The sequence below is a fragment of the Pseudomonas entomophila L48 genome, from assembly GCF_000026105.1.
In the GTDB taxonomy this organism is placed as follows: domain Bacteria; phylum Pseudomonadota; class Gammaproteobacteria; order Pseudomonadales; family Pseudomonadaceae; genus Aquipseudomonas; species Aquipseudomonas entomophila.
On record NC_008027.1, the window covers coordinates 5,845,434 to 5,870,228 of the forward strand.

Here is a 24,795-nt window from a genome sequence, read left to right on the forward strand (position 1 = left end):
CTCAGGCCTCCGTGGCCAGTTGTTCGAATGCGGAAAACGGAATCGGGTCTACCGGGAAGCGCGGCCGCAGCCAGCCCACGTCCTTGCGCCCAGTGGCGCTGCGCAGGCGATCGCTGCAATAGCCGACGCACATGCGCCCCTGGCAGTCGCCCATGCTCACCCGGGTGCGCATCTTCAGGCTGGCCATGTCCTGCACGCCCTGCTCCAGGGCCAGGTCGATCTGGTCACGGGTCACGTGCTCGCAGCGGCAGATCACGGTGTCGGCCTGGGGCAGGTCGATCTGCGCGGCACCACGCGCGGTGTAGCGCTCCACGCCAGAACGGAAACGCTTGATCGCCGCCAGCTTGCCCAGGTACTGCTCACGCCGTTCGATGGCATTCTCTGCATCGAGCTTGCCCATCTGCTGGAGCATCGACACCGCGGCGATGCGCCCGGTCAGCATGGCTGCCTCACCGCCACGAATACCGGCCATGTCGCCGGCCAGGTGCACATTGGGTCGGCTGCTCTGCTGCCAGACGTTGCACTCGGCACGCAGGTAGCCGTCCTCGCTGAACCCATGCGCCAGCCCCAACTGCTGGCTGAGCTGGGTGCGCGGGATGAAACCGTAGCCCACGGCCAGCGTCTGCACCGACTCGCGCTGGACGCGGGTCATGTCCGGCTTCCAGTCCTGGGTGTAGGGCGCGACGCTGACTTCGCGCAACTCCCCTTCCCCGGTGGCGCCAACCACACCCCAGCCGTAGTGCATGGGGATACCGTTGAGCTTCATGTAGGCGAGCATGCTCAGGCCATCGAGGAACAGCTGCGGCTTGTTCATCAGTGCCAGGCTTTCCTTGGCGATACGGTTGAACGAGCAGGCTTCGTACACGCCAGCGACCTTGGCGCCAGCGGCGTGCAGCTGACAAGCCACCAGCGGCAGCAGCGGCCCGGTACCGGCAATCAGGGTGCTGCCCAGAGGTTTGACCACGCCGCTCTTGATCTGCAGCTGCAGCCCACCCAGCAGGATGACACCCGGTAGCGTCCAGCCCGGGAACGGCACATTGCGTTCATGACAGCCGGCGGCCAGCAACAGGTGGGAATAGTCGATCTCGTGCAGTTGCTCGTCACCGTCCAGCACCATCAAGCGCTGATCATCCCCACCCACCACCCGGTGGTTCAGGCGCAGGTCGATGTGTTGGGCGCTGGCGGCGAAATCCTCGTGCAGCTTGTTCAGTGCCTTGGTGTAGCGTGGCCCCAGGTAGCCCAGGTCGACGCCCGCGCGCAATGGCCCGCGATACACCACCCCACCGGGGCGCGAAGCTTCATCGAACAACAGGCAATCGACACCATGCTCGGCCAGCTCGATGGCCGCCCCCATGCCGGCCGAGCCACCACCGACGATCACAGGACGCAGGCTCATGGTCGGCCCTCCTCTTGCACGCGATTGACCTCGGTCTCCACGCGCATGCCGGGCCTCACCACCGTCTGACAGGCGCGCCGCTTGGGCCGGCCATCGATCTGCACCAGGCAGCAGTGGCAGACGCCCATGCCGCAATACGCACCACTGAGCTGCCCATGGTCATTGATTGCCAACTGCCGCAGGCCGACCGCGTTGAGCACACTGAGGACAGTTTCACCCGCGCTCGCCACGGTGGGCAGACCGTTGACCAGCAGGGTCATCTCGGCGTCGTCCAGCGGCTGAATATCGTACTTTCGTTCCAGAATCTGCATTTCTTGTCGTCCTTGGTTGCTCGTGAGACGGCGACGTTAGGTGAAACGCAGTGTGAAAACATTGATCCATGCCAGATGCCAGACGTAGGGATTTTCCTCAGATGACGAACTGCAACATGGATCACGGATTAAATGGAATATTTGAAGGTTGGGCTTGGTCGATAAGAGCGCCGCAAGTGAACCGACATCGAACTGCGCCCACCGGTTTGCAAGCGATATAAATCGACCCAGCTGCGCACCGCCCGATTGCAGCAACCGTTAAGATCACTAGCCAACTGAGGCGCGGCCAACAGCACCGTGTTGCCGAACGATGCCTTTAGCCACCAGGTAATCGAAAATAGCGCCCACCACCTCGTTCACAGTGTGCGTGCTGGTATCGAACGCCAGATTGGGTCGAACGGGGGGCTCATAAGGTGAATCTATGCCAGTGAAATTCGCAAGTTCCCCAGCCCGAGCCTTGCGATAGAGCCCCTTCGGATCACGTCGCTCACAGTCGGCGAGCGACGTGCTGAGAAACACTTCAACGTATTCATCTTCATTGAGCAGTTGGCGAACCAGATGACGATCCTTCTCGTACGGCGATATAAATGCACAGGACACAATCAGCCCTGCATCGTTGAACAACTTGGCCACCTCGCCAACTCGGCGGATATTTTCCACGCGATCTTGCTCGCTAAAGCCCAGGTCTTTGTTCAGCCCTTGACGCACGTTATCTCCGTCCAGCACATAGGTATGGCAGCCGCGCCGGTGCAGCCAGCCATCCAAGGCGTTGGCAATGGTCGACTTGCCACTTCCACTGAGCCCGGTGAACCAGATAGTGCAGGGGCGATGTCCATTCATTTCGACTCTTGCCAACCGGCTGGTGGCATGACCATGCCAATGCAGATCCTTCATATTTCAAGCTTCCTTTTATTGTTGTGCTGTTGCCTGTTCAAGGATGAAACGCTCAAGCGCCTGGCAGATACCTGCAAGCTTCGGCATATCCACCGCATCTGGGAAACGGTCATCGGGATGGTGGAACAACGCATTTCCACCTTGCAGCGACAGGTAGTTCGCTTGTCGTGGGATCTGCTCACCCTCACCCGAAAGGGCACCGCCTCGCGGCGCAATGATGTCGGGTTCGATACCCTTGGCATTCAGGGCGTGCAGGAACGTCTGTTCGATCATTGCGTTTGACGCTTGCATGAAAAACAGCGGGTCATGCCGCGCGGAAAAGTTCGCCCCCAAGTGCACCCAGAGGTGCGCATCTTTGGGCAAGACCTCCCGAACCAGCTGCTTCATTCCGAGATAACCAAGCTCATGCCCGCTGCTGACTGCAAGAATCACCGTTCGCTGCACATCGGTGTCCCGAAGGGCTGAGGCAAGGCTGACCATCGCTGCCAGCCCACCGCCCCGTTCGGACGCACAATGCCACCAGCCTGTACGAGGAGTGAATACGATGATGGGGGCAAGATCGCCCCTTGCACCCTGCTTTATCGCAACGATATTGCTTGAGCGACGGGGCTGACGAATGACCCGGGAGTGCAAGGTTGCTGCCAAGTTTTGCTCGGCCAACGCCAGCAAGCGCGCCCGTTGCTCGCCCGAGACGAAAAACGTAGGCACTTGCAAGGGGGCTTCAAAGTGCTCGGCATTAGGGGGCGTGAGGCCGGGGCGCGACCCCATGGTGATGACGATCATCGCTGCTGCACGGCTGTTTTCGCGTATCTCGGTGAGCTGTGTATAACCCATGGTCGAACTTTGAACGACCTGAATGCCCTCGGTGGTCCGCGTGTCGATCTCCGCCTGCAGTTCCAACCGCTCCGGGAGCAGAGAGTCATGACAAGGCATGAGTTCAAACTGCTCGGTACCAATCTGTAGCTGGCAGCAGTGATCTGTGATGACGTCCAATGAAAATGGTCGGCTAACGATCTCCAGGCCCAAGCCGGTCAACGCATCGACAAACCATTGTGCTACCGCTTTATCCTGCTCGGCACCTGTACGGTGAGGCCCCATCTGATCATACCGGGCCAGCAATTTTTCGATCTCAAGCATTCCCTGCTCCTGAAATCAGAGTGTCAAATTGAACTGCTTTTGCAGGGAACAAGCGCTGGCCACCTGAATGAGCAGTGCATCTGCGCCCGCTTGCACGTTGGCGGGCAAGTTCGGGATGTTGTTGATCAGCGCCAGCAGCTTGCGGTTGTCATAAAACGGCAGGTCCTGAGCGGTACTGCTGTTGAGCATGTCACAGACGAATGCCTGCAAGGCACCATGGCTGGCCCGGGATATGGCCGGAGCCATGAACGGCTGTTTCTGACGATCGAAGATGCTCTGCGGAATCAGCTCACGTACCGAAGACCTGAGTAGGTGTTTTTCACGCTCGAGGTGGATTTTCTGGCTGACTGGAATGCCCGCGCAGAACTCGGCCAATGCGTGATCCAGGAACGGAGGGCGCCCTTCAATGGAGTGGGCCATTTCCATTCGATCACCCAACACGCTGAGCATGTAGTTGGGAAACGACGTCTTGTTCCACAAGTAAAGCGATTGATTGACCTCGTCACGCCCCTTGAGCTGACGCGAAACATCGAGCCCATCGAGGAAGGCAGCGATGCTGTCCCGGCCCTGCATCATCGAGAGGAACTCAGGTCGGTAGAATGACGAGTACAGCTTGAAGCGGCGAATACTGCCTGCCAGTTGAGCTGGCACATAACCGAGCAAGGACCGGATAAACGCATGCTCGCTTCCCGATTCCTCCGACAACAACAGGCCGATGGAGGTCTTGTTGGCAAGTTTGAGCGCGTCCAACTTGCGCTCCAGTTCCTCACGATCCATTTCGCCAGCCTGAGACATCAGCAGGTCCTGGCGGAAGATCGGGTATCCCGCGAGAATTTCGTCGGCCCCTTCGCCGGTGAGCACGGCTTTCAACCCCTGCGCCCTGACGGCCTTCGATAGCAGGAACTTGGCGACGCCGTGCGGGTTGATAAACAGGGACTCCGCATGCCAGACCGCCTGGTCAAAATGAGTCGCGAGATCGGCATCGCTCACATCGACGCGGTGTAGCCGCGACCCTGTGAAGTCCGCCATTTCCCGAGCCATGTCGAACTCGTCATAGAGTCCGTCGTTGAAGGAGATGGTAAAGGCATCCAGGGGTTTCCCAGCCAGCGCGTTGGCCATGCCCAATATGCTGCAGGAGTCCAGACCTCCGCTGAGGTAGCAACCCACTGGCACATCGGCATCCAGACGTAGCCTGACCGCATCGGCGAACAGCGCCTTGAACGGTTCCACATAGTCCTGCGGGCTGCGCTTGTCCTGCGCAAGTGTTGCCTGCGTGGCAAAGGTGGTGTCCCAATAGCCAACGGTTCGCACATGCCCTGTGCTTGCCAGCAGGAAGTGCCCCGGTGGCAGTTGCTTGACTCCACGGAAGAAACTGCGGTCGTTGTGCAGGATCCCGGCATCAAAGTCATAGACGCTCTGCACATCCCAGCGCGGCTCGACACCCAGGGCCAGCAGAGCCTTGATCTCGGATGCCAGGTACAGGTCATCCCCGTCCTGATGGTAAAAGAGTGGCTTGACCCCAAAGCGGTCCCTGCCGGCGAACAGCTGCTGTTTACGACCATCCCAGATAATGAAGGCGAACTCACCTCGGAGGGATTGCAGACAGGCGGTTCCTTGCTCCAGGTACAACGCCAGGAGCACTTCACTGTCGGAGGCGGTCTTGAATTGATACCCCTTGCCCGCCAGCAGCCCACGTAGTTCGCGGTGCCCATAGATCTCACCATTAACGACGGCCACCACGTCCTGCGAGGCCGCGTGCAATGGCTGTTGTCCATGTTCGAGATCGACCAGGCTCAACCGAGCATGTCCGAGGGCCACCTTGCCATCAGGTGCGATCCAGCTGCCTGAGCCGTCTGGGCCACGGTGCCCGAGTACCTTGATCGCTTGCTGCAACTGCCGTTGCTCGATGGTCGAAGCCTTGATGACGCCGATGATGCCGCACATTAGTGTTCCTCACTCACCACAGAGGTGTTGTCCGTTGACTGTCGTTTGCTGTCGATGAACGCTTGTCCGGTCGTCCTGATCTCCCATGCAAGGCCGATGACGCCCAGTGCCCTGATGATCGAACCCGTCAGGTCCAACTGCCACCACTCCACCTGCGTCGTGGCCGAAGCAGGAAATGCATGATGATTGTTGTGCCAGGCGGCACCGAGTGTAGGCAGGGCCAGCCAGGCGAGGTTGGTGCTCTTTTCCTGGGTTCTGAACGGGCGGCTGCCAAATCGATGGCAAAACGAATTCACGATGTACACACCGTTCTGGACAAACCAGATCCTGGCCAAGCCGGCCAACAGGAAACCTTTCAACGCACCTTCCCACATGCCACTCCAAACGAACGAAGCGAGCGTGGGAATGGCTAGGCCAAGCAGCACCCAAACGAGGTAATAGCGTGTGACGAAAGCGATCAGCGGGTCACGCAGCAGGTCGGCGGCAAACGCCGAAACATTCACATAACGGTTACCGAACGACCATCCGACATGAGCATGCCAAAGGCCGCGGATACCACTCACCGCGCCGTTCTCGTCAAACCATGGCGAGTGGGTATCGAGTTCGGTATCGGTGTACTGATGATGGCGCCGGTGATTGGCAACCCAGAATGCCGCCGGTCCCTGGGCCGCAAAGGCACCCAGTACAGCCAGAACGAACCGGGTGCGCTGGCCTGTCTTGAACGCACGGTGCGCCAAGTAACGGTGGTAAGCACCCTCGATGCCAAAAAAGCTGGTGACGTACATGAACACGAACAGCCCAAGATCGAACCCATCAAACCCCCAGTAGATCGCAACGGGGATGCAGGCCAGGGCCCCGCACAGTGGGATGCCATTGAACAACAGGCTAAGCATTCGCTGGCGTCGAATCAGGGTCGGGTCGCTGATCGTCACACGTACCGGTGCCGTCCTCGTGGCAGCCGACACTTCGGAATCAGGCTGTGGTCTCAGAGTGCTCGTCATCGCGCACCTCCTGTATTGGCGAAATACCTGGGTTGCGAGTGATGATTCGGGTGACTTCATCGGGATGTTGCAGATGCAGGTTGTGACCGCCGTCGATAAAGGTCACACAATCATCGTCCAGGCCTTGGGCCTGTAACTCGATGTCCTTGCGTCGGTTGGACCGGCTATCGCGGCCAAACACGATATGCACATCAACTTCCAGCGCATGCAGTATTTGCAGATAGGTATCCCGGTCCAGCCCAAGCCCAAGGCCAGCACGAAATCGAAGCCTGGGATCCCATGTCCAGCGCCGCTCACCATCGTCCCCTACCGTGGTCATTCGCTCCGCCAGTTCACAGGCCCTGTCCTGTGTAAGGAAGGAAGAGACCGCACGAATCCGCTCTGCGGCCTGTTGCAATGACCCCAGCGGCAGATGCTCATGGGGCGCTGCGAGAAACTGGACCATCTCACGATAGAACAGTCGAGGATCATGGCGTTTCTCTGCCAGCAGCACCGGCTCGATGAGCCAGAGCTTCTTCACCCTTTCAGGGAATGCGGCTGCATAGGCTACCGCGATGACCGCCCCGAACGAGTGAGCGACCAGTTCAAGCGGCTGTGTGCCAGAAGCTCGGTGCACAGCATCGGTATCCATGACGTAGTCCAGCAAAGCAGGCAACCGCTGCGGCGAACCGTGCCCGCTCAGGCCATGCCCACGGATGTCCGGAGCAATACAGGACCTTCCCGATGCGTACAGGTTTTGGGCAATGTCATCCCAGACCGTCGCCTGATCCAGCAGCCCATGCAAGCACAGATAGTCCGGGTGTTCGTATCGGCCCCAGGCACTGACGCTCAGTGAAACTTCACCCGCTTGCACATTCAGCGTCTGACGGGCCGCTTCGTCACGCTTGGCTGACGCTGGCAACGCCTCGTCGTAACCAAGCCGCCCGGCCAATGCAACAGTCTGGGGCCATAACGGACGATCCAGTGAACGGTGCCGCCAGGCGTCGGCGAGCGAAGCATCCACGCGGTCTCGCTTGAGAAAGTTCGGATCCTCGATGGCCAGAGAGCCCTCACGCACGCCGTCATTCATCCGCCCTACGCCGTACGGCATGGTCATGGATGGCTGGAACTCGATGTCCAGAAATGCACAAATGCCGCGCAGGGTCGTCTCGGGGTCCCTTACCAGGGTTTCATAGTCGACGCGTAATACCCGTTCGGCCTCGACGTGACGGGCAAAAAACGCTTCCAGATTGAGGTTACCCTCAAGCCAGATCCGTTCGGCCGTGGAGATACCATCGTTGTCCTGCTGACCTAACAACTTGTGCATGCGCATGCGACTGAACGACTCGATCATCGCCAGGGGATTGCGCACCAGATGGATGTAACGCGGTTTGTCGAACGCAAGCTCCGCTTGCAGCAATGCCTTCGGGTTGGAGGCATAACTGGGAGACTTGTCCACCAGCAAACCACAGCCGGAACGTTCGCGCATGAAGCGGTAAACCTCTGCGACCGCAATATCCTGGTCGACCCACTGACCAAGCAGCGACACTGCCTCGTCGAGCGAGCCCTCATGCAGTTCCATCAAGGCGCGCTGCAGCCCCTGGTCGAAATAGTTTTCCTTCGTCGCTTCATGCCATTGCGCAAGCGAGGTGTACCCCAGCAGGTGCAGCTCGGGTGGCGCGAATACCTGATCATGCCCCTGCAACATTGCACGCAGCAACGTGGAGCCGGACCGTGGGCTGGACAGAATGAACGCCACACCTGGCACCCGATCCGCAACGTCCTGCACCACCCCAGCCAAATCGGCCAGGGGGCTCAGGTAATCCTCATGCCGCTGCCTGCTATCGCCGCCCGCAAGAGGTTCGTCGTTGCCTGCCCTGAGCTGCCCGGCCAGGTAGTGGGCAAATTGCGACAGGGTCGAGTGGGTGTACATTTCCCGGGGATAGATAATCAATCCGAGATCCATCCGAACCGTCTTCAAGATTTCCATCAGTACCAGGGAGTCCAGGCCCCAGGCTTCGATACTGGCGCTAACATCGAGTGATTCAGTGGCGACAGTGGCTGCAGCACGGAACAGACCCAGCAGGTAATCCTGTAGCGCATGCTCCCTGGCCTCGTCACTTTCCAGTGCCAGGAGCCTCTCGGAAACCGCCAGGCCTCGCACCTCCGGTCGCTGCATCGGCGCCTTCAGGAGCTGTCCGACCAAGGCCTGGCTCAGCTTTCCATCCAGACGTGCCTGCAACTGCGCCCAATCAACTCGCGCGTGCAGCCAATGACGAATCGAACGGGAGGCCAAGGCTCCTAGACAATCGGCCAACGCTTCCACTTCGAGTGGATGAACGCCCAGTCCTTCCCAGCCCGAGCTGGCTGAAAACCCGGACATCGAAGCCATGCCCACGCCCAGCAAGGGCCCACTGTTAATCGTGTGCATCCGTCCATTGCAGCGGTCAGCCAAGTGATCGAGAAATGCGTTCGCGGCGCAGTAGCTGGCAGCGCCATGCGTTCCGACCAAAGAAGTGATGGAGGAAAGGGCGTAGTGATTTGTTGCCACGTCGTCGAATATTTCCAGCAGGGTTGCGCCACCCAACACCTTGGGCGCCAGCACCAACCAGTCATCTTCCTCGCTCGCATCGAAGATGCTGCTCTGCTTGACCGTTCCCGCCAGGTGAAAGACCGATTCGATTCTTGCGCCCTGCTGTTCCAGGTGGAGCTTGAGGCTGAGCACCTGTTCGGGCTCACGGACATCAACACTGAGATAGGTGATGCCCTCCTCGACCTGTGCCGAGGGCCTGCGACCCACGTGCCAGATACGGGTTGCCCCTTGGCGAGTCAGCTCAGCGCTCAAGTGCTTGCCGACTTCGCCAGCCCCTCCCACGATCAGGCAGTTGCCCCACGATTGCCCATGGCCAGAGTCCAGGAATTGTTCGGCGACCGGCCGCAACATCCGAAAGTGAACGGCCCCGTTCCTGTAGACCAACTGACGCTCTGCACCGCCCGAAAGAGCTAGCAAAACATGTAAATCGGATACGTCCATGTCAACGGTGGTGATGCGCAGACGCGGACACTCGATCGCGGCGCCCAATACCCACCCGTGGAAAACTGCAGCCAGGGGTGGCCTTGGATCGGATAGAGAGACGGGCCCAAGTGCGTCAGCGGTGCGCAAGACAATATCGACACCGTTTCGATCGGCGGCACTGAGTACGTGCTTGAGCTCAGCCAATATCGCAACAACCGCCTTCAGCCGATCCATCAATACTGCGCCCGGATCCACTTTTGAATGTACAAGTGAAAACAGGTCCACCACGAGGGCGGTGAAGGCTGGCGCTTGCCCCTCTTCAAGCAGGGCCAAGGCCTCATCCACCGAAGAAACCTGATAAGTGGGCTGTGCATCCACCGCCAAGGCACTCGAAAATTCCGCCCAGGTACTCCAGCACAGCAACGCTCCGTTGCGCGGCACCGAACATCCTTGTAGGTAGCTGTCCACAGCCTGTGTTTCCCAGACAATCTCGTGACAATCACCCAAGGTCACTGCGTCGGCGCCAGAACTGCTTGTCGCGAGTCTGCGCTGGATACGCCTCACCGTTTCCAGCAACTGTGGTCTGGAAAAACTTTCAACACTGGACAACACCGAATCCATGGTGCTCATGCGGCCCCTCGAAACTGTTGATTGATCGGAACTCATCTCACCCAGCCTCAGTGATGGCCACGTTTCCTGAGCATCACTTGAACGCCACTCTCCGGCCCCATGACAATCCTGCGAAGGCTCGGCGCGGCCCCTTCGGCAGCGTCCAATCGGTTATCCAGCAAGTAACGCTGGGAAACAGTGGCCAGTAACAACAGGCCATCCATCATTGCCATTCCCATGCCGATGCAAGAGCGACCACCTCCTCCGAATGGAATGAAGGCCTGCTTTACGCCAGGGTTGGCGACAGGGGCGTCGAAGCGATCAGGGTCGAAGGCCAGAGGGTTCTCCCAGTAGTCCGGATGGCGATGCATGAAATAGATGTTCAACACAATCATCGTTCCCGCTGGCACGGGGTTGCCCGCCAGTTCGGTGTCCTGTTTGGCACAACGGATGAGCATCGATCCGGGCGTGTAGTGACGCATCGTTTCATTGAGCACTTTGCGCGTGTAACCCAACTTGGCGACATCCGCGATGGTAGGCAGCCTGCCTTGGGTGACCTCATCCACCTCGGCAATGACCCGCGCTCGTACCTGGGGATATTTCGACAGGAAATGAAAGGCGTAAGTGAAGGTGTTGGCGCTCGTTTCATAGGCACCAAAACAAAGTGTCATGCACTCGGTCAGCAGTTGCTCGTGCGCCATTGGCTCACCGTTGTCGGCATAGCGGGCAGCCATGAACATCTGCACCATTGATCTGACCGGAGCTTGCTCGACGCGATGGCGTTCGATCACCCGCTCGATCAAGTGCAACATGCGCTCCTTGGCCTCCAGGAAGCGCCGGTTGGACGGGGTCGGGACCCATAGTGGAGCCGGCGCGATTTGACGCGCACGCTCCATCGTGACGATGTTGGCAACCTCGAAGCACTCGCGAATGGTCCGAGCGGCATCCTCGAAAGTCTCCTCCACGCCCAGCACGTTCTCGCAAATGTTGCGCCGCGTCAGCTGGAGAATGGCCTGTTTCAGGTCGATCTGCTGCAACCCTTGTTGTTCCCAGGCATCCATCATTTCCTTGGCCGCATTGACCATGGGCACAGCGAAACTGTCCGTCAGCATGGGATTGAATGTGGGTTTCAACAACTTGCGTTGGCGCTTGTTGAAATCACCGTCGCTGGTAAACAGGCTGTTGGTGAAAAAACGATCGATTTCCTTGAAGTTGCGATTTCCGCCTTTCTGGTAATGACCGCGGCGGTCACTCAACACCTCACGAATATCTTCTGGATGGCTGATGATCAGTGCCTGTTCCTTCAGCCCGAACTTTATCCGGCACAGATCACCGTACGTGGTATTGAACTCCACCAACGCAGCAAGGGCGTCCTTGCGCAGCTTCCTTACCGTGCCAAGAATGCTCGAAGGTCCATCGATCTTGCGATTGCCACCAGCCCCCTGCTCTACAGGCTCGAGCAAGACATCCATTTCCACGTCCGGTGCAGTATTGATACTCATGGTGGCGCTCCTCAGGCAGAAACTTCTTTTAGCAACAGGTTCAGCGCATCCTCATCGCTCATCGCTTCGATCTGTGCAACGTCATGCGTTACGGGCACTGCAGGCTTCTGTACAGTTGTCGACGGGCTACCTTGCACCTCGCTGAATTCACCAAGCAGGTACCCCACCAACGCGTTGATCGTTGGGTAGTTCCACAGCAGCGTGGCATCGAGTTCCATACCCAGGTGCTTTTCCAGGTCGCAGACAATTTCGACGGCATCGGTCGAATCAAGCCCGAAGTGGGTAAACGGTTCGTCCGTAGCCACCTGGGAAAACGGAATTTCGACGCACCGGGCAATCCACTCCTGCAACCAGGCCGTCAACTGCGTCGCCCGAACATTGCGGTCATCGACCATAGCCGCACCGCCCGGCCCTGATACCATCACCTCCTGAGGGGCAACCGACTTGGCCAGGTATGGGTCCAGGCTCTGGTCATCCAGTGGCAGCCTTTGTTCTATATCGTCGATATCTACCAGCAGACCTTCGATTTCCTTGCGAACCTGGGCGATATCGACCATGGCCACTTCATCAGGGCTGCCCTCGACAGCCTCGCGCAACAGCCTCTCGAACCGCTTTGCTGCCCACAGCGCAGAACGCTCGAGACGGTCATCGGGCTGATCCAGCAAAGCCTTGTGCAGAAATGCTCGCAGGATCCCGAAACTGGCTACCTGGCCGACCTTGAACTGGCACCACCGCTTGCCCAGCAACGGGTCGCCCTGCAGGAACGGATGGGAAACTGCAGCATGCTGGATAGCGTGGGCCGCATCCTGAATAAGCCGCACCAGAGCAGGTGCCTGCAGTGTTTCGTCGAGAAAACGGTAGAAAACATCAGCACCTTTGAGGATGCGACCACCGAGGTACATGTTCATGGTTTCTGTCGGACCTTCGAATATCCGCAGAATCCGTGCATCGCGCAGCAACTGCGGTACACCATTGGTCTCGATGTAACCGCGGGCGCCAAGCAGCTGGGTCAAGTGGTCGGTCGCCTCACCAAACAGTTCGGGCGCCGTGGACTTGCACGCGGTATAGACCTCGTCTGGCACCCCGATGTGCTGATCCATCAGCCTGCCAATCGAAAACACCAGAGTATCGACGGCCGTGATGGCTGCCGACACATCGCTCAAGCGTGCTTGCGTTACCGGGTTGTCCAACAGGACTCCCGTGGAGATCCGCCTGCGTTCTGCATAACGCAGCATCAGCTGTGCACAGCGCTTCATCCCACCAAGGCTGAGCCCGGCAATACCCAGGCGCGCATGCATCATGATCTGCTGAGCAATGTCCATGCCGGCATTGCGCGTACCCAGGAGATAGCGCTCCGATACCACGGCATCCTTGAAATCGACAATGTTCTGGATCATGCCCCGCATGCCCATCGTCAAGGCCTCGGGACCTTGCTCCAGGCCAGGCGTGCCCGCCTTTACGATGTAACCGCTGATGCCACTGGGCCGACCGGCTTCATCCAGTTGCTGGGCGAACACCGTGGTCACACCTGCCCAGGCCCCCGAGCCGATCCAGGCTTTCTGCCCATTGAGCCGTTGATAACCTGCCCCCTGGGATGTCGCGGTGGTGCGAATGGAACGCGCGTCGGACCCCGCCACAGGCTCGGTAAAGGCGAATGCCGCCAACTCACGCCCCCAGGCAAGTGCAGGCAGCAGCTCCTGCTTCACCTCTTCGCTGGCATACATCTGGATTGGCCAGATACCAAGCCAGTTGTTCAAACCTACGAACGTACCCAGCGTCATGTCGATGGCCGTCAACTGCTGGATCACCCTCATCAGGTCGACCGTGCTCAGCTCCAACCCGCCATAGCGTTTTGGCACCTGCATGCCGAGGATGCCCCTGTTGCCGAGGTCCAGCACGATATGAGGCGGAATGGTTCGCCGCTCATCGATCATTCTCGAGTTGATGCGCTCCGACGCGTATCTACGCAGCCAGGCAATGAGTTCGTCCGCGGTGCTTGTTGTCGTTGTTTGAGCCGTCATGGATTCATTCCGAAAGGTCTTAGGCGTTGTCGATCTTCAACCGGCGTGAAGCCAGCATCGGACGGAATCGAAGTGATAGGTGGGTAGCAAGGGGAAGAGCAGCGTGTCGTGAGCACTGAGCAGATGACCGTCGAAGGTATGTCCCAGGCACCAAAGTTCGGCGAGCGCATGGGCCAGATCATCGAAACGTGTACCGTCCTGCAGAACGAACCGCCCCCCGGCTTGCCTTGCTCCAGCAGTCACGATTTCCAGTACGGCTAATGAGTCCTGGGGGCTTTTCGGCTGTCGCGCAAGAAATGCTTCGAGTGCCTGGGTATTGCTCAGGACCTTGACCGCCTGACCCGCCTCCAGCCGTGATTCCAGATAGGCTGGCAGCAGAGCGCCGAGCCCCCTGTACCGGATGACGTCATCGAACAATTGGGTCGCGATGATCTGTTCCACCGCCCTCAACGTGGATAGAAATCCTCTGAGCGGTGCCGATGCGAGGTCACCCATGCAGGAGGTGCCCAGCAGTTCGGAAAATGGCAAGGGAATATCGAACGATGCCCCATCATCACTATGGTGCTCACCCTCCTCGAGGGAGAACGACACACCGATCGTGGTTGGGCGACGTTGCGGGCAATGCCGCACATGTCTATCAGGCTCGGCCAGGACGGCCTCTATGCCCTCGATCCATTCGCCAATGTGCTCACCGGTGATTGCAACACGCCAGGCAAATGCATCACGCCGAAGCAGTTGCCTGGCCAGTGTCCCGCGGTCCGCTTCCCGGTAACCCGGCAATGCCTTGCGCAAGGATGCCAGCATGGCAAGCAGTGATGTCTTCGATTTGGCCGAGACCACCAGCAAGCGGTCAACGCAACTTGATGCCTGGCTTGTCATCAAATTGCTGTGCGCCTTGAGCAGGGCGAATCCATTGGTTCCGCCAAAACTGAAGCCGCTGACCCCAATCAACCCTTGGGCCAATGAAGCGTCGCTACGGTGCTCTTGGGACACACGCAAGGTGCCTTCGGCATATTTATAGAAGCGATTTGGCCGAGAGAAATGCAACGTAGGGTAATACTCGCGAAAATGCGCCATACAGGCGGCCTTGATCAACGAGGCAATACCGGAAGCAGACTCCAGATGGCCAATATTGGTCTTTATCGATCCAACCTGTACCGTTTGCTTGGCCGAAGAAGTCCTGACCAGCTCATCTAGAACCTTCAGCTCGATGGCATCCCCCATCAGCGTGCCCGTGGTATGGGTTTCGACATAGCACAACCGCTCCACACCAGCCTCCACAGCGCCGAAGGCCTTGGCTAGAAGACGCTTCTGGGCTTGTACGTTCGGTGCGGAAAAACCGTTGCTCGCGCCTCCATGATTGACTGCGGTCGATACCACTGACGCCCAGATCCGTGCTTGTGCCGCAAGGGCATCGGCGTGGCGCTGGAGCAACACCACACCGCAGCCTTCGGCACGCACGTAGCCATTTGCACCATCGTCGAAGGACCGGCAACGGTCGTCCGAAGAAATGATCCCAGCCTGCATGTGTGCAACCGTATTGGCGGGATGAAGCATGCCGTTCACGCCGCCGACTATCGCGGCGTCGATCTCGCCACTGCGCAATGCGGCGACCGCCTGATGAAGCGCCACGAGTGAAGACGAACACCCCGTGTCCACCACCAGGCTGGGCCCCTGAAGATCATGGAAGTAGGAAAGTCGATTGGCCGCAGTTCCCAACGCTGTTCCCGTGGCACTGTGCTTACTCAACTCGGCGGGCTGTGCGAACAGCATGCGATGGTAGTCGGCATTGGTCGCGCCGATGTATACACCTGTATTGCTTCCACGCCAGGTCGAGGGAGCAATACCTGCATTTTCGAACGCTTGCCAGGTGACCTCCAGCAACAGGCGTTGCTGAGGGTCCAGGTGTTCCGCTTCATCCTGGGACATGCCGAAAAAGAGCGGGTCGAACAACTCTATCCCGTCGACAAACCCCCCCTTCGGAAAATCCCCTGCCAACCAGTCGAGTGCGGGGTCGCCTTCGCGTAACCGCCCAGCTGGCATCCCGCTCACCACCTGACGTCCCTGGCGTAGAAGCTCGACGAACGCGCTCAAGCTCGCGGCCCCCGGAAACCGGCATCCCATGCCTATGATCGCTACATCCGTCATCACCCTGGTCCTTTTACCTGTGCTGCCTACCGAAGCCCTTGGGCGGGCCGGTCGATTCGCTTGAACGTGATCCGCACAAGCCCCATCGAGCCGGTCTTGAAACCGACCATGCACATTTGCAGGTAAAGGTTGTAACGGTCGTATACGGCCTGACCAAAACGCTCGCAGATGATCTGCTTGTTGCGCTTCAGGGCCTGCCACCAGGCTTTTTGGGTCAGGTAGTAATGCATCCTGTCATTGCGCAGTCGCTCGACCTCAAACAGGCCATCTGCCGCCTGAATGATTTCGAACATGCGCGGAAGGTCCGATTCCGGGAATATTTCGTTGGCGAAGAATGGGCTGAAATCCTCACGGGTCGAGTTCTCGTAGGTAATGGTCTGCAGCGAGATGCGGCCACCCTCGACCAGCCAGCCGTGACAACGCTGGAAGAACGCGCGATAACCGGCGACCTTCTGCTCCACCGTCTGATCAAGGTTGGCAAAATGTTCAAACGCACCGACGGAAATGATGCTGTCGTACCGTGATGAAGGCTGATGGTCCTGCCAGTTCTCGACACGGACATCGACGCCTGGCAAGCCAAGCGTGTCGATATACAGTTTCTGCGCGTCGCTCAGGGTGAGCCCCACGGCATGCTGTACGTCATGCTTCCTGACCAGACTCTCCAACGTCCCACCCCAACCGCAACCGATGTCGAGGACATTGGCCGCGCCTTGGCTGGCTGCCTGGGTAATGTGGTAGTCGACCTTGCGCTGCTGAGCCGTGATGAAATCATCCTCGGGTTCGAACAATGCCGCGGAATAGCAGCGCGTCTGCGGATCGAGCCAGAGATGATAGAACTCGTTTGACAGATCGTAGTGCGACTGGATCGCTTCCTTCGAAGCACCGATCGCCGGGGCGGTTGGGGTGGCCATATCAACTCCTCGATGGGTTCAAGCTGCAGCAGTCTCACTGGCTTCCCAGGCATGGGTAGCCAATGCCTCGATGGTGGGGTGCTCATAGACAACGGTGGGGTCGATTTCCGTGCTGAGCCAGTCGGACAAATCCCCCGTCATGCCGATGACTGCAGCCGAATCAAGGCCAAAGGTGCTGAACGGAACATCCTGTGCCACCTCAGCCTGATCGATCCCAACCAGATCCGCGATATAGGCAACCAGCCAGTGTTTGATCGTTGTCTTCTTATCCATGTTGCTCTCCGGACCTCTCCGTCCTGTGCTGTGGTAATCGAATGTCGGTGGCCAAACCCAAGGCAGCCAACAACCTGATGAACCAGTACCCGATATCCATGTCCCAGAGACTGCCGGCGAATCGCGCCGATGCAGGGAATGCGTGGTGATTGTTATGAAACGATTCACCCACCGTCAGCGGACCCAGCAGCCAGATGTTGGTGCTTCTGTCATGCGTGGCATGGCGCCGACTGCCGAGCAGATGAGTGAGTGAATTGATCGCACTGGTCGCGTGGTAAGACAGGCAGACCCTGAACATGCCCCCCCAAAGCAAACCTTCCAGGGCACCGTAGAGACTGCGAGTGAGAAGCCCCCCCAAGACACAAGGAATGAGCAGACTGAGTCCGACCCAGTAGTAGTACTTGGCCGAAATCCAGCAGATATCCTTGTCACGCAACAAGTCCTTGGCATAACGAGCGGGTTGAGTGAGTTGGTGCTGGTACGTCCAAGCCACCTGAGCGAACCAGAACCCCTTGAGTCGACGCCAGGGCTCGGTGGGTGACAGTAGATTCGGAGAGTGTGGGTCACCCTCCTCGTCGCTGAATTCGTGGTGACGGCGATGATTGCTGACCCAGTAAATCGGCGTGCCCTGCGCCGTCATGCTGCCTAGGATGGCCAACAGGCATTTGGTATATCGACCGGTCTTGAAACTGCGGTGGGCGAAAAGCCGGTGATATCCCACCGAGCCTCCCAGCATCGTGAGCAGGTAAAGTACGGCAAATGCACTGAGGTTTTGCCACGCTACACCATGATGAAATGCCAGGAAGAACGCCAGCAAGGAGCCTATGGCGGGCACCCATAGCAGCGTCAGCGCATGCAGGCGCTGGAACCGCCGCAAGTAAGGGCTCGTAATGGTGATCCCTTTGAGCGCATCCGGTGATCGGGCTCTGCGCGGCAGCACTTCCATGTTCATAGGTTTGCTCCTTGTCCAATCAGGCCTGAAGTAACTCGCCGCGCTCGAAACGTGCAGCCGTTTCAGCTCGACGGAGCTTTCCGCTTGAAGTCTTCGCAACCCCCTTGGGCTTGATGAGCATCACTGCATCAGGCGCAATCCCATGCTGCTCGATGATCCGCTGCCGAATGGCACAGACCATCTGCTCACGGGTATGCGGGTCCAGTTCACCTTTTTCCACTTCGTGTACCAGCACCAGACCTTCTTGCTCCCCTGCGCGCTGACTGAACGCGACGCCGCAGTTTTCCCGCAGACCGGGGGTGGCAAGAAATGCCGTCTGCTCGATGTCTTGTGGGTAGTAATTGCGACCGCGGATGACGATCAGGTCTTTCAACCGTCCCGTAATGTAGAGCTCTTCATCCTTGAGGAAACCGAGGTCGCCTGTGCGATAGAAGACGACTTCAGGCTCGGTTTCGAAATAGGCGCCAAAACGTTCGCGTGTGGCGGATGGGTTGTCGAAGTAGCCCTGGGCCACAGAAGAACTGGCAACCCACACTTCGCCAATGTGCATATCCTGTTTGCGCGCACCGGTTTCGGGATCGACGATCGCCACCCGTGAGCCATTGATCGGGCGGCCATTGCTGACAAGCAAGTCACCAGGTGCATCGGGTCGTGCCGCAACGGCAAGTCCCAGTTGCAGGCTGTTTCTGTCCAGCTCAAGTACCCTGAGGCCAGCCCCTGCCGTTGGCCCGGTCACGATCAGGGTCGTTTCGGCCATTCCGTAACAAGGGTAGAAACTCGAAGGCGCGAATCCATACCGGGAGAAGCGCTTGGCAAATGCATCTAGCACCTCATGACGCACGGGTTCAGCACCGCAATAAGCTATTCGCCAACTGCTCAGGTCGAGGCCCACGCACTCTTCATCCTTGATTCGAGCCAAGCAATGGGCAAACCCGAACGTCGGCCCTCCCGATGTAGTCCCCCTGTAGTCACTAATAGCCCTGAGCCAGCGCACAGGCTTCTGCACGAACTCAAGTGGTGACATGTGGATGCAGGTGATCCCCAAGTACAAGGGCTGCAGAACGTTTCCGACCAACCCCATATCGTGGAACAACGGCAACCAGTTCACCCCAACAATGTGTTCATCGTTGGCAAATCCTGATTGAATCATTTCAAGATTGTTGACTAGGTTGGCGTGAGAAATGACCGCCCCCTTGGGATCCCCCGTTGATCCGGAGGTGTACTGAATAAACGCCGTTGCCTGCGAATGCGGCGAATCGGGTGACCACTCCGTCTGCTCAGCGACAAATTCATCTGTCGCCAGTTTGCCGAGCTCGCCGAACACGTCAAAATCGAACCGCTGCATCAGCCCACTGCTACTCAAGACATACTCGATGCGTGCGTCATCTATGATTTTCTTGAATCGATCCAGGGCATGAGGCTGTGTGGGCGTATTGACAGGTACGGGCACGGCACCGGCATACAAACAGGCAACAAATGCCTTGATGAACTCTAGCCCACTGGGATAGATCAGTAAGATGTTCCGACCTTGCAGGTTTTGTGTGCACAAATACAGTGCCAGTGACCTTGAAAAAGCATCAAGCTCACCAAAAGTCAGAATCTCTTCGGTCTGCCGTGTAATGAATACAAAAGCAGCCTTGTCGGCATGGGCAGAGGCATGCAAGCGACAACTATCAACAATATTGCAATGCGCGCGCGCAGGCGCCAGACAGGCATGAGGCATGGCGTGTAATCCTGAAACTTATTGTATTTATCGAGGATGGCGTTCAGCTTGAATGTGCAATGGCTTCGACGATATCCGCCAAGTCTTTTTCAGAGAAATAACTCGCCAGCCTCTGTTCCGCTGAATAGCAGTTCTGATTGAAACGGTAAGGGGGCAACAGATCGGCGCGTTGCGCGGAGTCATGTAGTTTGCCCCATGAGATACCTTGGCCTGACTCAAATAACGCAGACAATGTCGACATCCATTTGAAACTGTCATCCTGGTTTTTGTCCAGGGAGCTCAACGTCTGGTGTTCGCCGCCATTATCAAGCTCGTTGATCAATGTAGCCATTTGTCTGCCTGGGCCGATTTCCAGAAACAGGAACCGGCGCGTACTCATCAATGCACGTACAGCATCGGCAAAGCGCACCGTGTCTCTGATATGCCTCACCCAATAATCGGGTTGCGCAAGTCTGGTGATTTCTAGCTTGCCGGTTAGTGTGGAATAAAACGGCAAGCTCGGCACCTGAGGTGTAATGCCCTCGATGGCCGTCGCATAGGCTGGAAGCACAATATCCATTTGCTGGGAATGATAGGCTCGTTCGACGTCCAGACGTTTGTGCGCAATATCAGCTGCCTTCAAGGCCTCTCGACAAGCCAGCTCATCTTCGCAGGAAAGGGCCAGCACACAGCTCTGGGGCGTGTTGATCGCGGCTACCGAAAATGGGATGTTTCCCAGAGCCCCATTCGCCTGCTCGGCACTGGCATGAACGGCATACATACACCCTTCTGTGACATTACCCTCGATCAGCCTTCCCCGGTGCCAGACCATTCGGGCAGCCTGCTCCAGGGTCAAGACACCAGCGCAGCAGGCCGCTGCATATTCACCCAGGCTATGGCCGATTACTGCATCCGCAACGACACCGACACCCGCCCAACAACGCGCCAATGCATACTGGAGGGCGAAGGTGGTGACCTGTACCTGCGAGACGCTCAACGATTTCTTTGCTTCGAACAAGCAAGCCAGAAGATCGAATTCAAAATGTTCCTGGTAGAACGAAGCGACTTCATCCAGTGCTTGGCGGTACAGTACGTTAGTGCGATAGAGCGACTGGCTCATTCCAGGGTAATGCCCACCTTGGCCGGCAAACACCAGGCAGACCGGTAATCGCTCACGGTACCCGCCCTCCTTCCCTGCCAAGGTGCGATCAAGGTGTTCAAGCAACCCTTGCCTATCGGCAACCGGATAGGCAAAGCGTGCTGGCATTTGTGATTTGTACCGATTGCTCGCCCGGCAAAATGGCATCAGCTCAGCAGCCTCAAGTGCTGTTACATGAGCTCGCAGCTGCTGCAACTGCAGGCGTAACGCATCATGGTCGGGTGCACTGAGCGTCAGGCAGCCTGCGCCATCCATCTCGACCTCATCAGGGTCATCGGCGCTGGAAACAATCACATGAGCGTTGGTACCGCTCATGCCAAAACTGCTGACAGCGGCGACTCGCGATGCGCCCCCTCTTGGCCAGGGGTGGCTGCTAGTCGCAACACAGAGTTGACTACGTGACCAGTCGAAGTGGGGAGTAGGCGACGAACAATGGAGCGAGGGCACGATCCGGCCATGCCGCGCACTCAATACAGCCTTGATCAAGCCAGCCAGGCCAGCAGCCGCTTCAAGATGACCGATATTGCTTTTCACCGACCCAATCCAGGTCTGTTCGGTCTTGCCATAGTGTCGGGCCAACGCACCGAGTTCTATGGGATCACCCAGCGGCGTCGCAGTGCCATGACATTCGACATACCCGACGTCTGCGGCATCCATACACGCATTTTCAAGCGCTTTGCTGATAACTTCCTGTTGAGCGATACCGCTTGGGGCAGTCATGCCATTGGACTTCCCGTCATGGTTGACTGCAGAGCCGCGAATAAGCCCCCAGATCGGGAGCTTTTCCTTCTGCGCATCACTGAGCCGCTTGAGAACCAATACAGCCCCTCCCTCACCTCGGACGTAACCATCAGCATTACTATCGAAGGGGCGACTGCTTCCGCTGCGTGACAAAGCCTGCATCGCGGAGAAAGCCACTGAAGCGCCGGGCGTGAGCATAAGATTGACGCCACCGACAAAAGCCGCATCAATTTCGCGGCTGCGTAATGCCTTGCATGCAAGATCTGCCGCCACCAACGCCGACGAACAACTGGTGTCGACCTGCAACGCAGGGCCACGCAAGTTGTAGAAGTAAGAAATACGCCCGGGCGCTATGCTCTTCCCACATCCAAGCGCAGACAAAGGCGAGATCCGCTGCCGATCAGCAGAACGCGTGTAAAAATCCGCATAGTCATCACTGGAGAGGCCAATATAGACCCCTGTGGCCGAACCACTCAGCGAATGGCGGTCAATCCCGCTGTGTTCCAGTGCCTGCCAGCTGAGCTCAAGCAATAGCCGGTGCTGAGGATCCGTGCGCCGTGCCTCCTGCTCACTCATCGAGAAAAAGGAAGCATCGAAACCATAGGGGTTATCAATAAGGGCTGCGGTGCTCTGATAAGTGGTGCCGGGCTCCCCTGCACTCGAGCTGTAACTATCCCCTCCCCAACGCTTATTAAGGAAAGGCTCGATAGAGCAGTGGCCCTTGGCGAGGTTTTCCCAGAAAGCAGCTGGCGAATCAGCCTTCCCGGGAAATCGGCAGCTCATGCCGACAATGGCAATAGGTTCATGCTGTTGAGCGCGAAGTTTCTCAACTTCAACCTTCAGTGCATTGATGCGCAGCAGTGACTGTTTAATTACGTCTGTCGGGGCACCGGATACAGCTGAATTAGACGCACCATCGCTCAACATGGCAATTCCCTGTGCAGTTATGAGATTCCATCTCACGCTAATGCCGGAGTATTAATACTCCAATGCGAGCAGGACTATAGAGCATGAGTAATCTTAAGGGCAATAGGTATTCGTACTAATTCCACCCCCCCCCAAAGAACTGACCCACGAGATCAACCCGATGCAATAAGCTCATGATTTCTCTTAACTTTTAACTAAATTTCCTGCTGTTTTCTTTTCCCCCTGGTAGAAAAAAACAAGCCTGACCTCCAGTTTCGCAATATTTGGAAACAAGAGATCAGGCTTTTGTAACACCTGTTTAAATCGGACGTTTATTTAGTCTTTGGCAGAATAGTCACTCTACTGTGACCGATTTAGCCAAGTTACGTGGCTGATCCACGTCAGTCCCCTTGAGTACTGCCACATAATAAGAAAGCAACTGCAGCGGAATGGTGTAGAGGATCGGCGCCAGGGCGTCGTTGATGTGCGGCACCTTGATCACATGGGTACCCTCGCCGTTGCTCATGCCAGCGTTCTCGTCAGCGAACACCACCAGCTCGCCACCACGGGCGCGCACTTCCTGCAGGTTGGACTTGAGCTTTTCCAGCAGCTCGTTGTTCGGCGCCACGGTGACCACCGGCATGTCATTGTCCACCAGCGCCAGCGGGCCGTGCTTGAGCTCACCGGCCGGGTAGGCTTCGGCGTGGATATAGGAGATTTCCTTGAGCTTGAGCGCGCCTTCCATCGCCACCGGGTACTGGGCACCGCGGCCGAGGAACAGGGTGTGGTGCTTGTCGGCGAACAGCTCGGCGGTCTTCTCGACCACGCTGTCCATCGCCAGTGCTTCACCCAGGCGAGCCGGCAGGCGACGCAGTTCTTCCACCAACTCGGCTTCGACGCCGGCTTCCAGGGTGCCGCGCACTTGGCCCAGGGCCAAGGTCAGCAGCATCAGCGATACCAGCTGGGTGGTGAAGGCCTTGGTGGAAGCTACGCCGATTTCCGGGCCCGCCAGGGTCAGCAGGGTCAGGTCGGATTCGCGAACCAACGAGCTGATGCCGACGTTGCAGATTGCCAGGCTGCCGAGGAAACCCAGCTCCTTGGCATTGCGCAGGGCGGCCAGGGTATCGGCGGTCTCGCCCGACTGGGAGATGGAGACGAACAGGGTGTCCGGCTGTACCACGACCTTGCGGTAGCGGAACTCGCTGGCCACTTCCACCTGGCACGGGATACCGGCCAGGCTCTCGAGCCAGTAACGGGCGACCATGCCGGCGTGGTAGCTGGTACCGCAGGCAACGATCTGCACGTTACGCACTTTGGCGAACAGCTCGGCCGCCTTCGGGCCAAAGGCCTGGACCATGACGTGGTCCTTGCCCAGGCGCCCTTCCAGGGTGCGCTGCACCACGGTCGGCTGCTCATGGATCTCCTTGAGCATGAAGTGGCGGAACTCGCCCTTGTCGGCGGCTTCGGCACCTTCGTGATACTGCACGGTTTCACGCTGGACAGGGTGGCCGGCCTGATCCCAGATCTTCACCTGGTCACGGCGGATCTCGGCGATATCACCCTCCTCCAGGTACATGAAACGATCGGTGACCTGGCGCAGGGCCAACTGGTCGGACGCCAGGAAGTTCTCACCCAGGCCCAGGCCGATCACCAGCGGGCTGCCGCTGCGCGCGGCCACCAGGCGATCAGGCTGCTGCTTGCTGATCAGCGCCAGGCCGTAGGCGCCGTGCAGGCGCTTGACCGCGGACTTGAGCGCATCGGTGAGGTCCGGGATGCTCTTGAGGGTGTGGTGGATCAGGTGGACGATAACCTCGGTATCGGTCTGCGAGTCGAACACGTAGCCCAGGCCCTTGAGCTCATCACGCAGCTCTTCGTGGTTCTCGATGATGCCGTTGTGCACCACCGCCACGTCGCTCGCAGAGAAATGCGGGTGGGCATTGCCCTCGGTCGGCGCGCCATGAGTGGCCCAGCGGGTGTGGGCGATGCCCAGCTGGCCGATCAGCGGCTCGGCGGCATTGGCGGCGTCCAGTTCGGCGACCTTGCCGATGCGGCGGCGACGCTGCAGCTCACCCTGCTGGGTGTAGACAGCCAGGCCAGCGCTGTCATAGCCGCGGTACTCGAGGCGTTTGAGACCTTCGATGAGGATGGCCGTAATGTTGCGCTCGGCTACAGCACCAACGATTCCACACATGG

General features: G+C 58.3%; 16 protein-coding genes. All 16 read right to left on the reverse strand.

The annotated features are described in order from the left end of the window. Position 1: 1 nt before the first annotated feature. Positions 2–1,396 (reverse strand): cyanide-forming glycine dehydrogenase subunit HcnB, encoded by a 1,395-nt coding sequence (gene hcnB, locus PSEEN_RS25545; RefSeq protein WP_011536482.1) that lies wholly within the window; start codon positions 1,394–1,396, stop codon positions 2–4. After that, positions 1,393–1,707: a cyanide-forming glycine dehydrogenase subunit HcnA gene (gene hcnA / locus PSEEN_RS25550; RefSeq protein WP_011536483.1), complete on the reverse strand. Its 315-nt coding sequence runs from the start codon at positions 1,705–1,707 to the stop codon at positions 1,393–1,395. Before hcnA ends, hcnB begins: the two co-directional genes overlap by 4 nt. Positions 1,708–1,974: 267 nt before the next feature. Next, entirely contained in the window at positions 1,975–2,601 is a 627-nt protein-coding gene (cysC, locus tag PSEEN_RS25555) for an adenylyl-sulfate kinase (RefSeq protein ID WP_011536484.1), read from the reverse strand. 15 nt (positions 2,602–2,616) lie between these two features. Next, on the reverse strand, positions 2,617–3,738 hold the full coding sequence (locus tag PSEEN_RS25560) for a hypothetical protein (RefSeq protein WP_011536485.1): 1,122 nt from the start codon (positions 3,736–3,738) through the stop codon (positions 2,617–2,619). A gap of 15 nt (positions 3,739–3,753) precedes the next feature. After that, positions 3,754–5,682 carry an asparagine synthase (glutamine-hydrolyzing) gene (asnB, locus tag PSEEN_RS25565; protein ID WP_011536486.1) on the reverse strand — a complete coding sequence of 643 codons (1,929 nt, stop codon included), beginning with the start codon at positions 5,680–5,682 and terminating at the stop codon, positions 3,754–3,756. After that, positions 5,682–6,683, reverse strand: a complete 1,002-nt coding sequence (locus PSEEN_RS25570; RefSeq protein WP_044488606.1) for an acyl-CoA desaturase — start codon at positions 6,681–6,683, stop codon at positions 5,682–5,684. Before PSEEN_RS25570 ends, asnB begins: the two co-directional genes overlap by 1 nt. Further along, the gene (locus PSEEN_RS25575; RefSeq protein ID WP_011536488.1) at positions 6,655–10,308 is read right to left on the reverse strand and encodes an alpha/beta fold hydrolase; all 3,654 of its coding nucleotides are present in this window, start codon (positions 10,306–10,308) and stop codon (positions 6,655–6,657) included. The genes PSEEN_RS25570 and PSEEN_RS25575 overlap by 29 nt, the downstream gene beginning before the upstream one ends. 47 nt (positions 10,309–10,355) lie before the next feature. After that, positions 10,356–11,789: a cytochrome P450 gene (locus PSEEN_RS25580; RefSeq protein ID WP_011536489.1), complete on the reverse strand. Its 1,434-nt coding sequence runs from the start codon at positions 11,787–11,789 to the stop codon at positions 10,356–10,358. A gap of 11 nt (positions 11,790–11,800) precedes the next feature. Then, positions 11,801–13,810, reverse strand: coding sequence for an acyl-CoA dehydrogenase family protein (locus PSEEN_RS25585; protein ID WP_011536490.1), 2,010 nt, complete (start codon positions 13,808–13,810; stop codon positions 11,801–11,803). Positions 13,811–13,846: 36 nt separating this feature from the next. Beyond that, positions 13,847–15,958 (reverse strand): polyketide synthase, encoded by a 2,112-nt coding sequence (locus tag PSEEN_RS25840; protein WP_048815110.1) that lies wholly within the window; start codon positions 15,956–15,958, stop codon positions 13,847–13,849. 26 nt (positions 15,959–15,984) lie between these two features. Continuing rightward, a complete protein-coding gene (locus tag PSEEN_RS25595; protein ID WP_011536492.1) occupies positions 15,985–16,869 on the reverse strand; it encodes an SAM-dependent methyltransferase in 885 nt (294 codons plus the stop codon). Between the two features lie 18 nt (positions 16,870–16,887). Then, positions 16,888–17,142, reverse strand: a complete 255-nt coding sequence (locus PSEEN_RS25600; RefSeq protein WP_011536493.1) for an acyl carrier protein — start codon at positions 17,140–17,142, stop codon at positions 16,888–16,890. Then, the gene (locus PSEEN_RS25605; RefSeq protein WP_011536494.1) at positions 17,135–18,094 is read right to left on the reverse strand and encodes an acyl-CoA desaturase; all 960 of its coding nucleotides are present in this window, start codon (positions 18,092–18,094) and stop codon (positions 17,135–17,137) included. Before PSEEN_RS25605 ends, PSEEN_RS25600 begins: the two co-directional genes overlap by 8 nt. Positions 18,095–18,113: 19 nt before the next feature. Continuing rightward, complete coding sequence (locus PSEEN_RS25610; protein WP_011536495.1) at positions 18,114–19,817, reverse strand: fatty acyl-AMP ligase; 1,704 nt, start codon at positions 19,815–19,817, stop codon at positions 18,114–18,116. A gap of 43 nt (positions 19,818–19,860) precedes the next feature. Then, a complete protein-coding gene (locus PSEEN_RS26440; protein ID WP_158020279.1) occupies positions 19,861–22,659 on the reverse strand; it encodes a type I polyketide synthase in 2,799 nt (932 codons plus the stop codon). Positions 22,660–22,957: 298 nt separating this feature from the next. Beyond that, positions 22,958–24,793, reverse strand: coding sequence for a glutamine--fructose-6-phosphate transaminase (isomerizing) (gene glmS / locus PSEEN_RS25625; protein ID WP_011536497.1), 1,836 nt, complete (start codon positions 24,791–24,793; stop codon positions 22,958–22,960). Positions 24,794–24,795 lie beyond the last annotated feature (2 nt).

What these genes read in the sequence shown, in the direction of transcription:
- PSEEN_RS25610 (WP_011536495.1), bottom strand. Translation starts at nt 19,817, where the DNA reads ATGCCTCATGCCTGTCTGGCGCCTGCGCGCGCGCATTGCAATATTGTT.
- PSEEN_RS25575 (WP_011536488.1), bottom strand. Translation starts at nt 10,308, where the DNA reads ATGAGCACCATGGATTCGGTGTTGTCCAGTGTTGAAAGTTTTTCCAGA.
- PSEEN_RS25600 (WP_011536493.1), bottom strand. Translation starts at nt 17,142, where the DNA reads ATGGATAAGAAGACAACGATCAAACACTGGCTGGTTGCCTATATCGCG.
- hcnA (WP_011536483.1), bottom strand. Translation starts at nt 1,707, where the DNA reads ATGCAGATTCTGGAACGAAAGTACGATATTCAGCCGCTGGACGACGCC.
- PSEEN_RS25840 (WP_048815110.1), bottom strand. Translation starts at nt 15,958, where the DNA reads ATGACGGATGTAGCGATCATAGGCATGGGATGCCGGTTTCCGGGGGCC.
- PSEEN_RS25560 (WP_011536485.1), bottom strand. Translation starts at nt 3,738, where the DNA reads ATGCTTGAGATCGAAAAATTGCTGGCCCGGTATGATCAGATGGGGCCT.
- PSEEN_RS25595 (WP_011536492.1), bottom strand. Translation starts at nt 16,869, where the DNA reads ATGGCCACCCCAACCGCCCCGGCGATCGGTGCTTCGAAGGAAGCGATC.
- asnB (WP_011536486.1), bottom strand. Translation starts at nt 5,682, where the DNA reads ATGTGCGGCATCATCGGCGTCATCAAGGCTTCGACCATCGAGCAACGG.
- PSEEN_RS25585 (WP_011536490.1), bottom strand. Translation starts at nt 13,810, where the DNA reads ATGACGGCTCAAACAACGACAACAAGCACCGCGGACGAACTCATTGCC.
- PSEEN_RS25580 (WP_011536489.1), bottom strand. Translation starts at nt 11,789, where the DNA reads ATGAGTATCAATACTGCACCGGACGTGGAAATGGATGTCTTGCTCGAG.
- glmS (WP_011536497.1), bottom strand. Translation starts at nt 24,793, where the DNA reads ATGTGTGGAATCGTTGGTGCTGTAGCCGAGCGCAACATTACGGCCATC.
- hcnB (WP_011536482.1), bottom strand. Translation starts at nt 1,396, where the DNA reads ATGAGCCTGCGTCCTGTGATCGTCGGTGGTGGCTCGGCCGGCATGGGG.
- PSEEN_RS25570 (WP_044488606.1), bottom strand. Translation starts at nt 6,683, where the DNA reads ATGACGAGCACTCTGAGACCACAGCCTGATTCCGAAGTGTCGGCTGCC.
- cysC (WP_011536484.1), bottom strand. Translation starts at nt 2,601, where the DNA reads ATGAAGGATCTGCATTGGCATGGTCATGCCACCAGCCGGTTGGCAAGA.
- PSEEN_RS25605 (WP_011536494.1), bottom strand. Translation starts at nt 18,094, where the DNA reads ATGAACATGGAAGTGCTGCCGCGCAGAGCCCGATCACCGGATGCGCTC.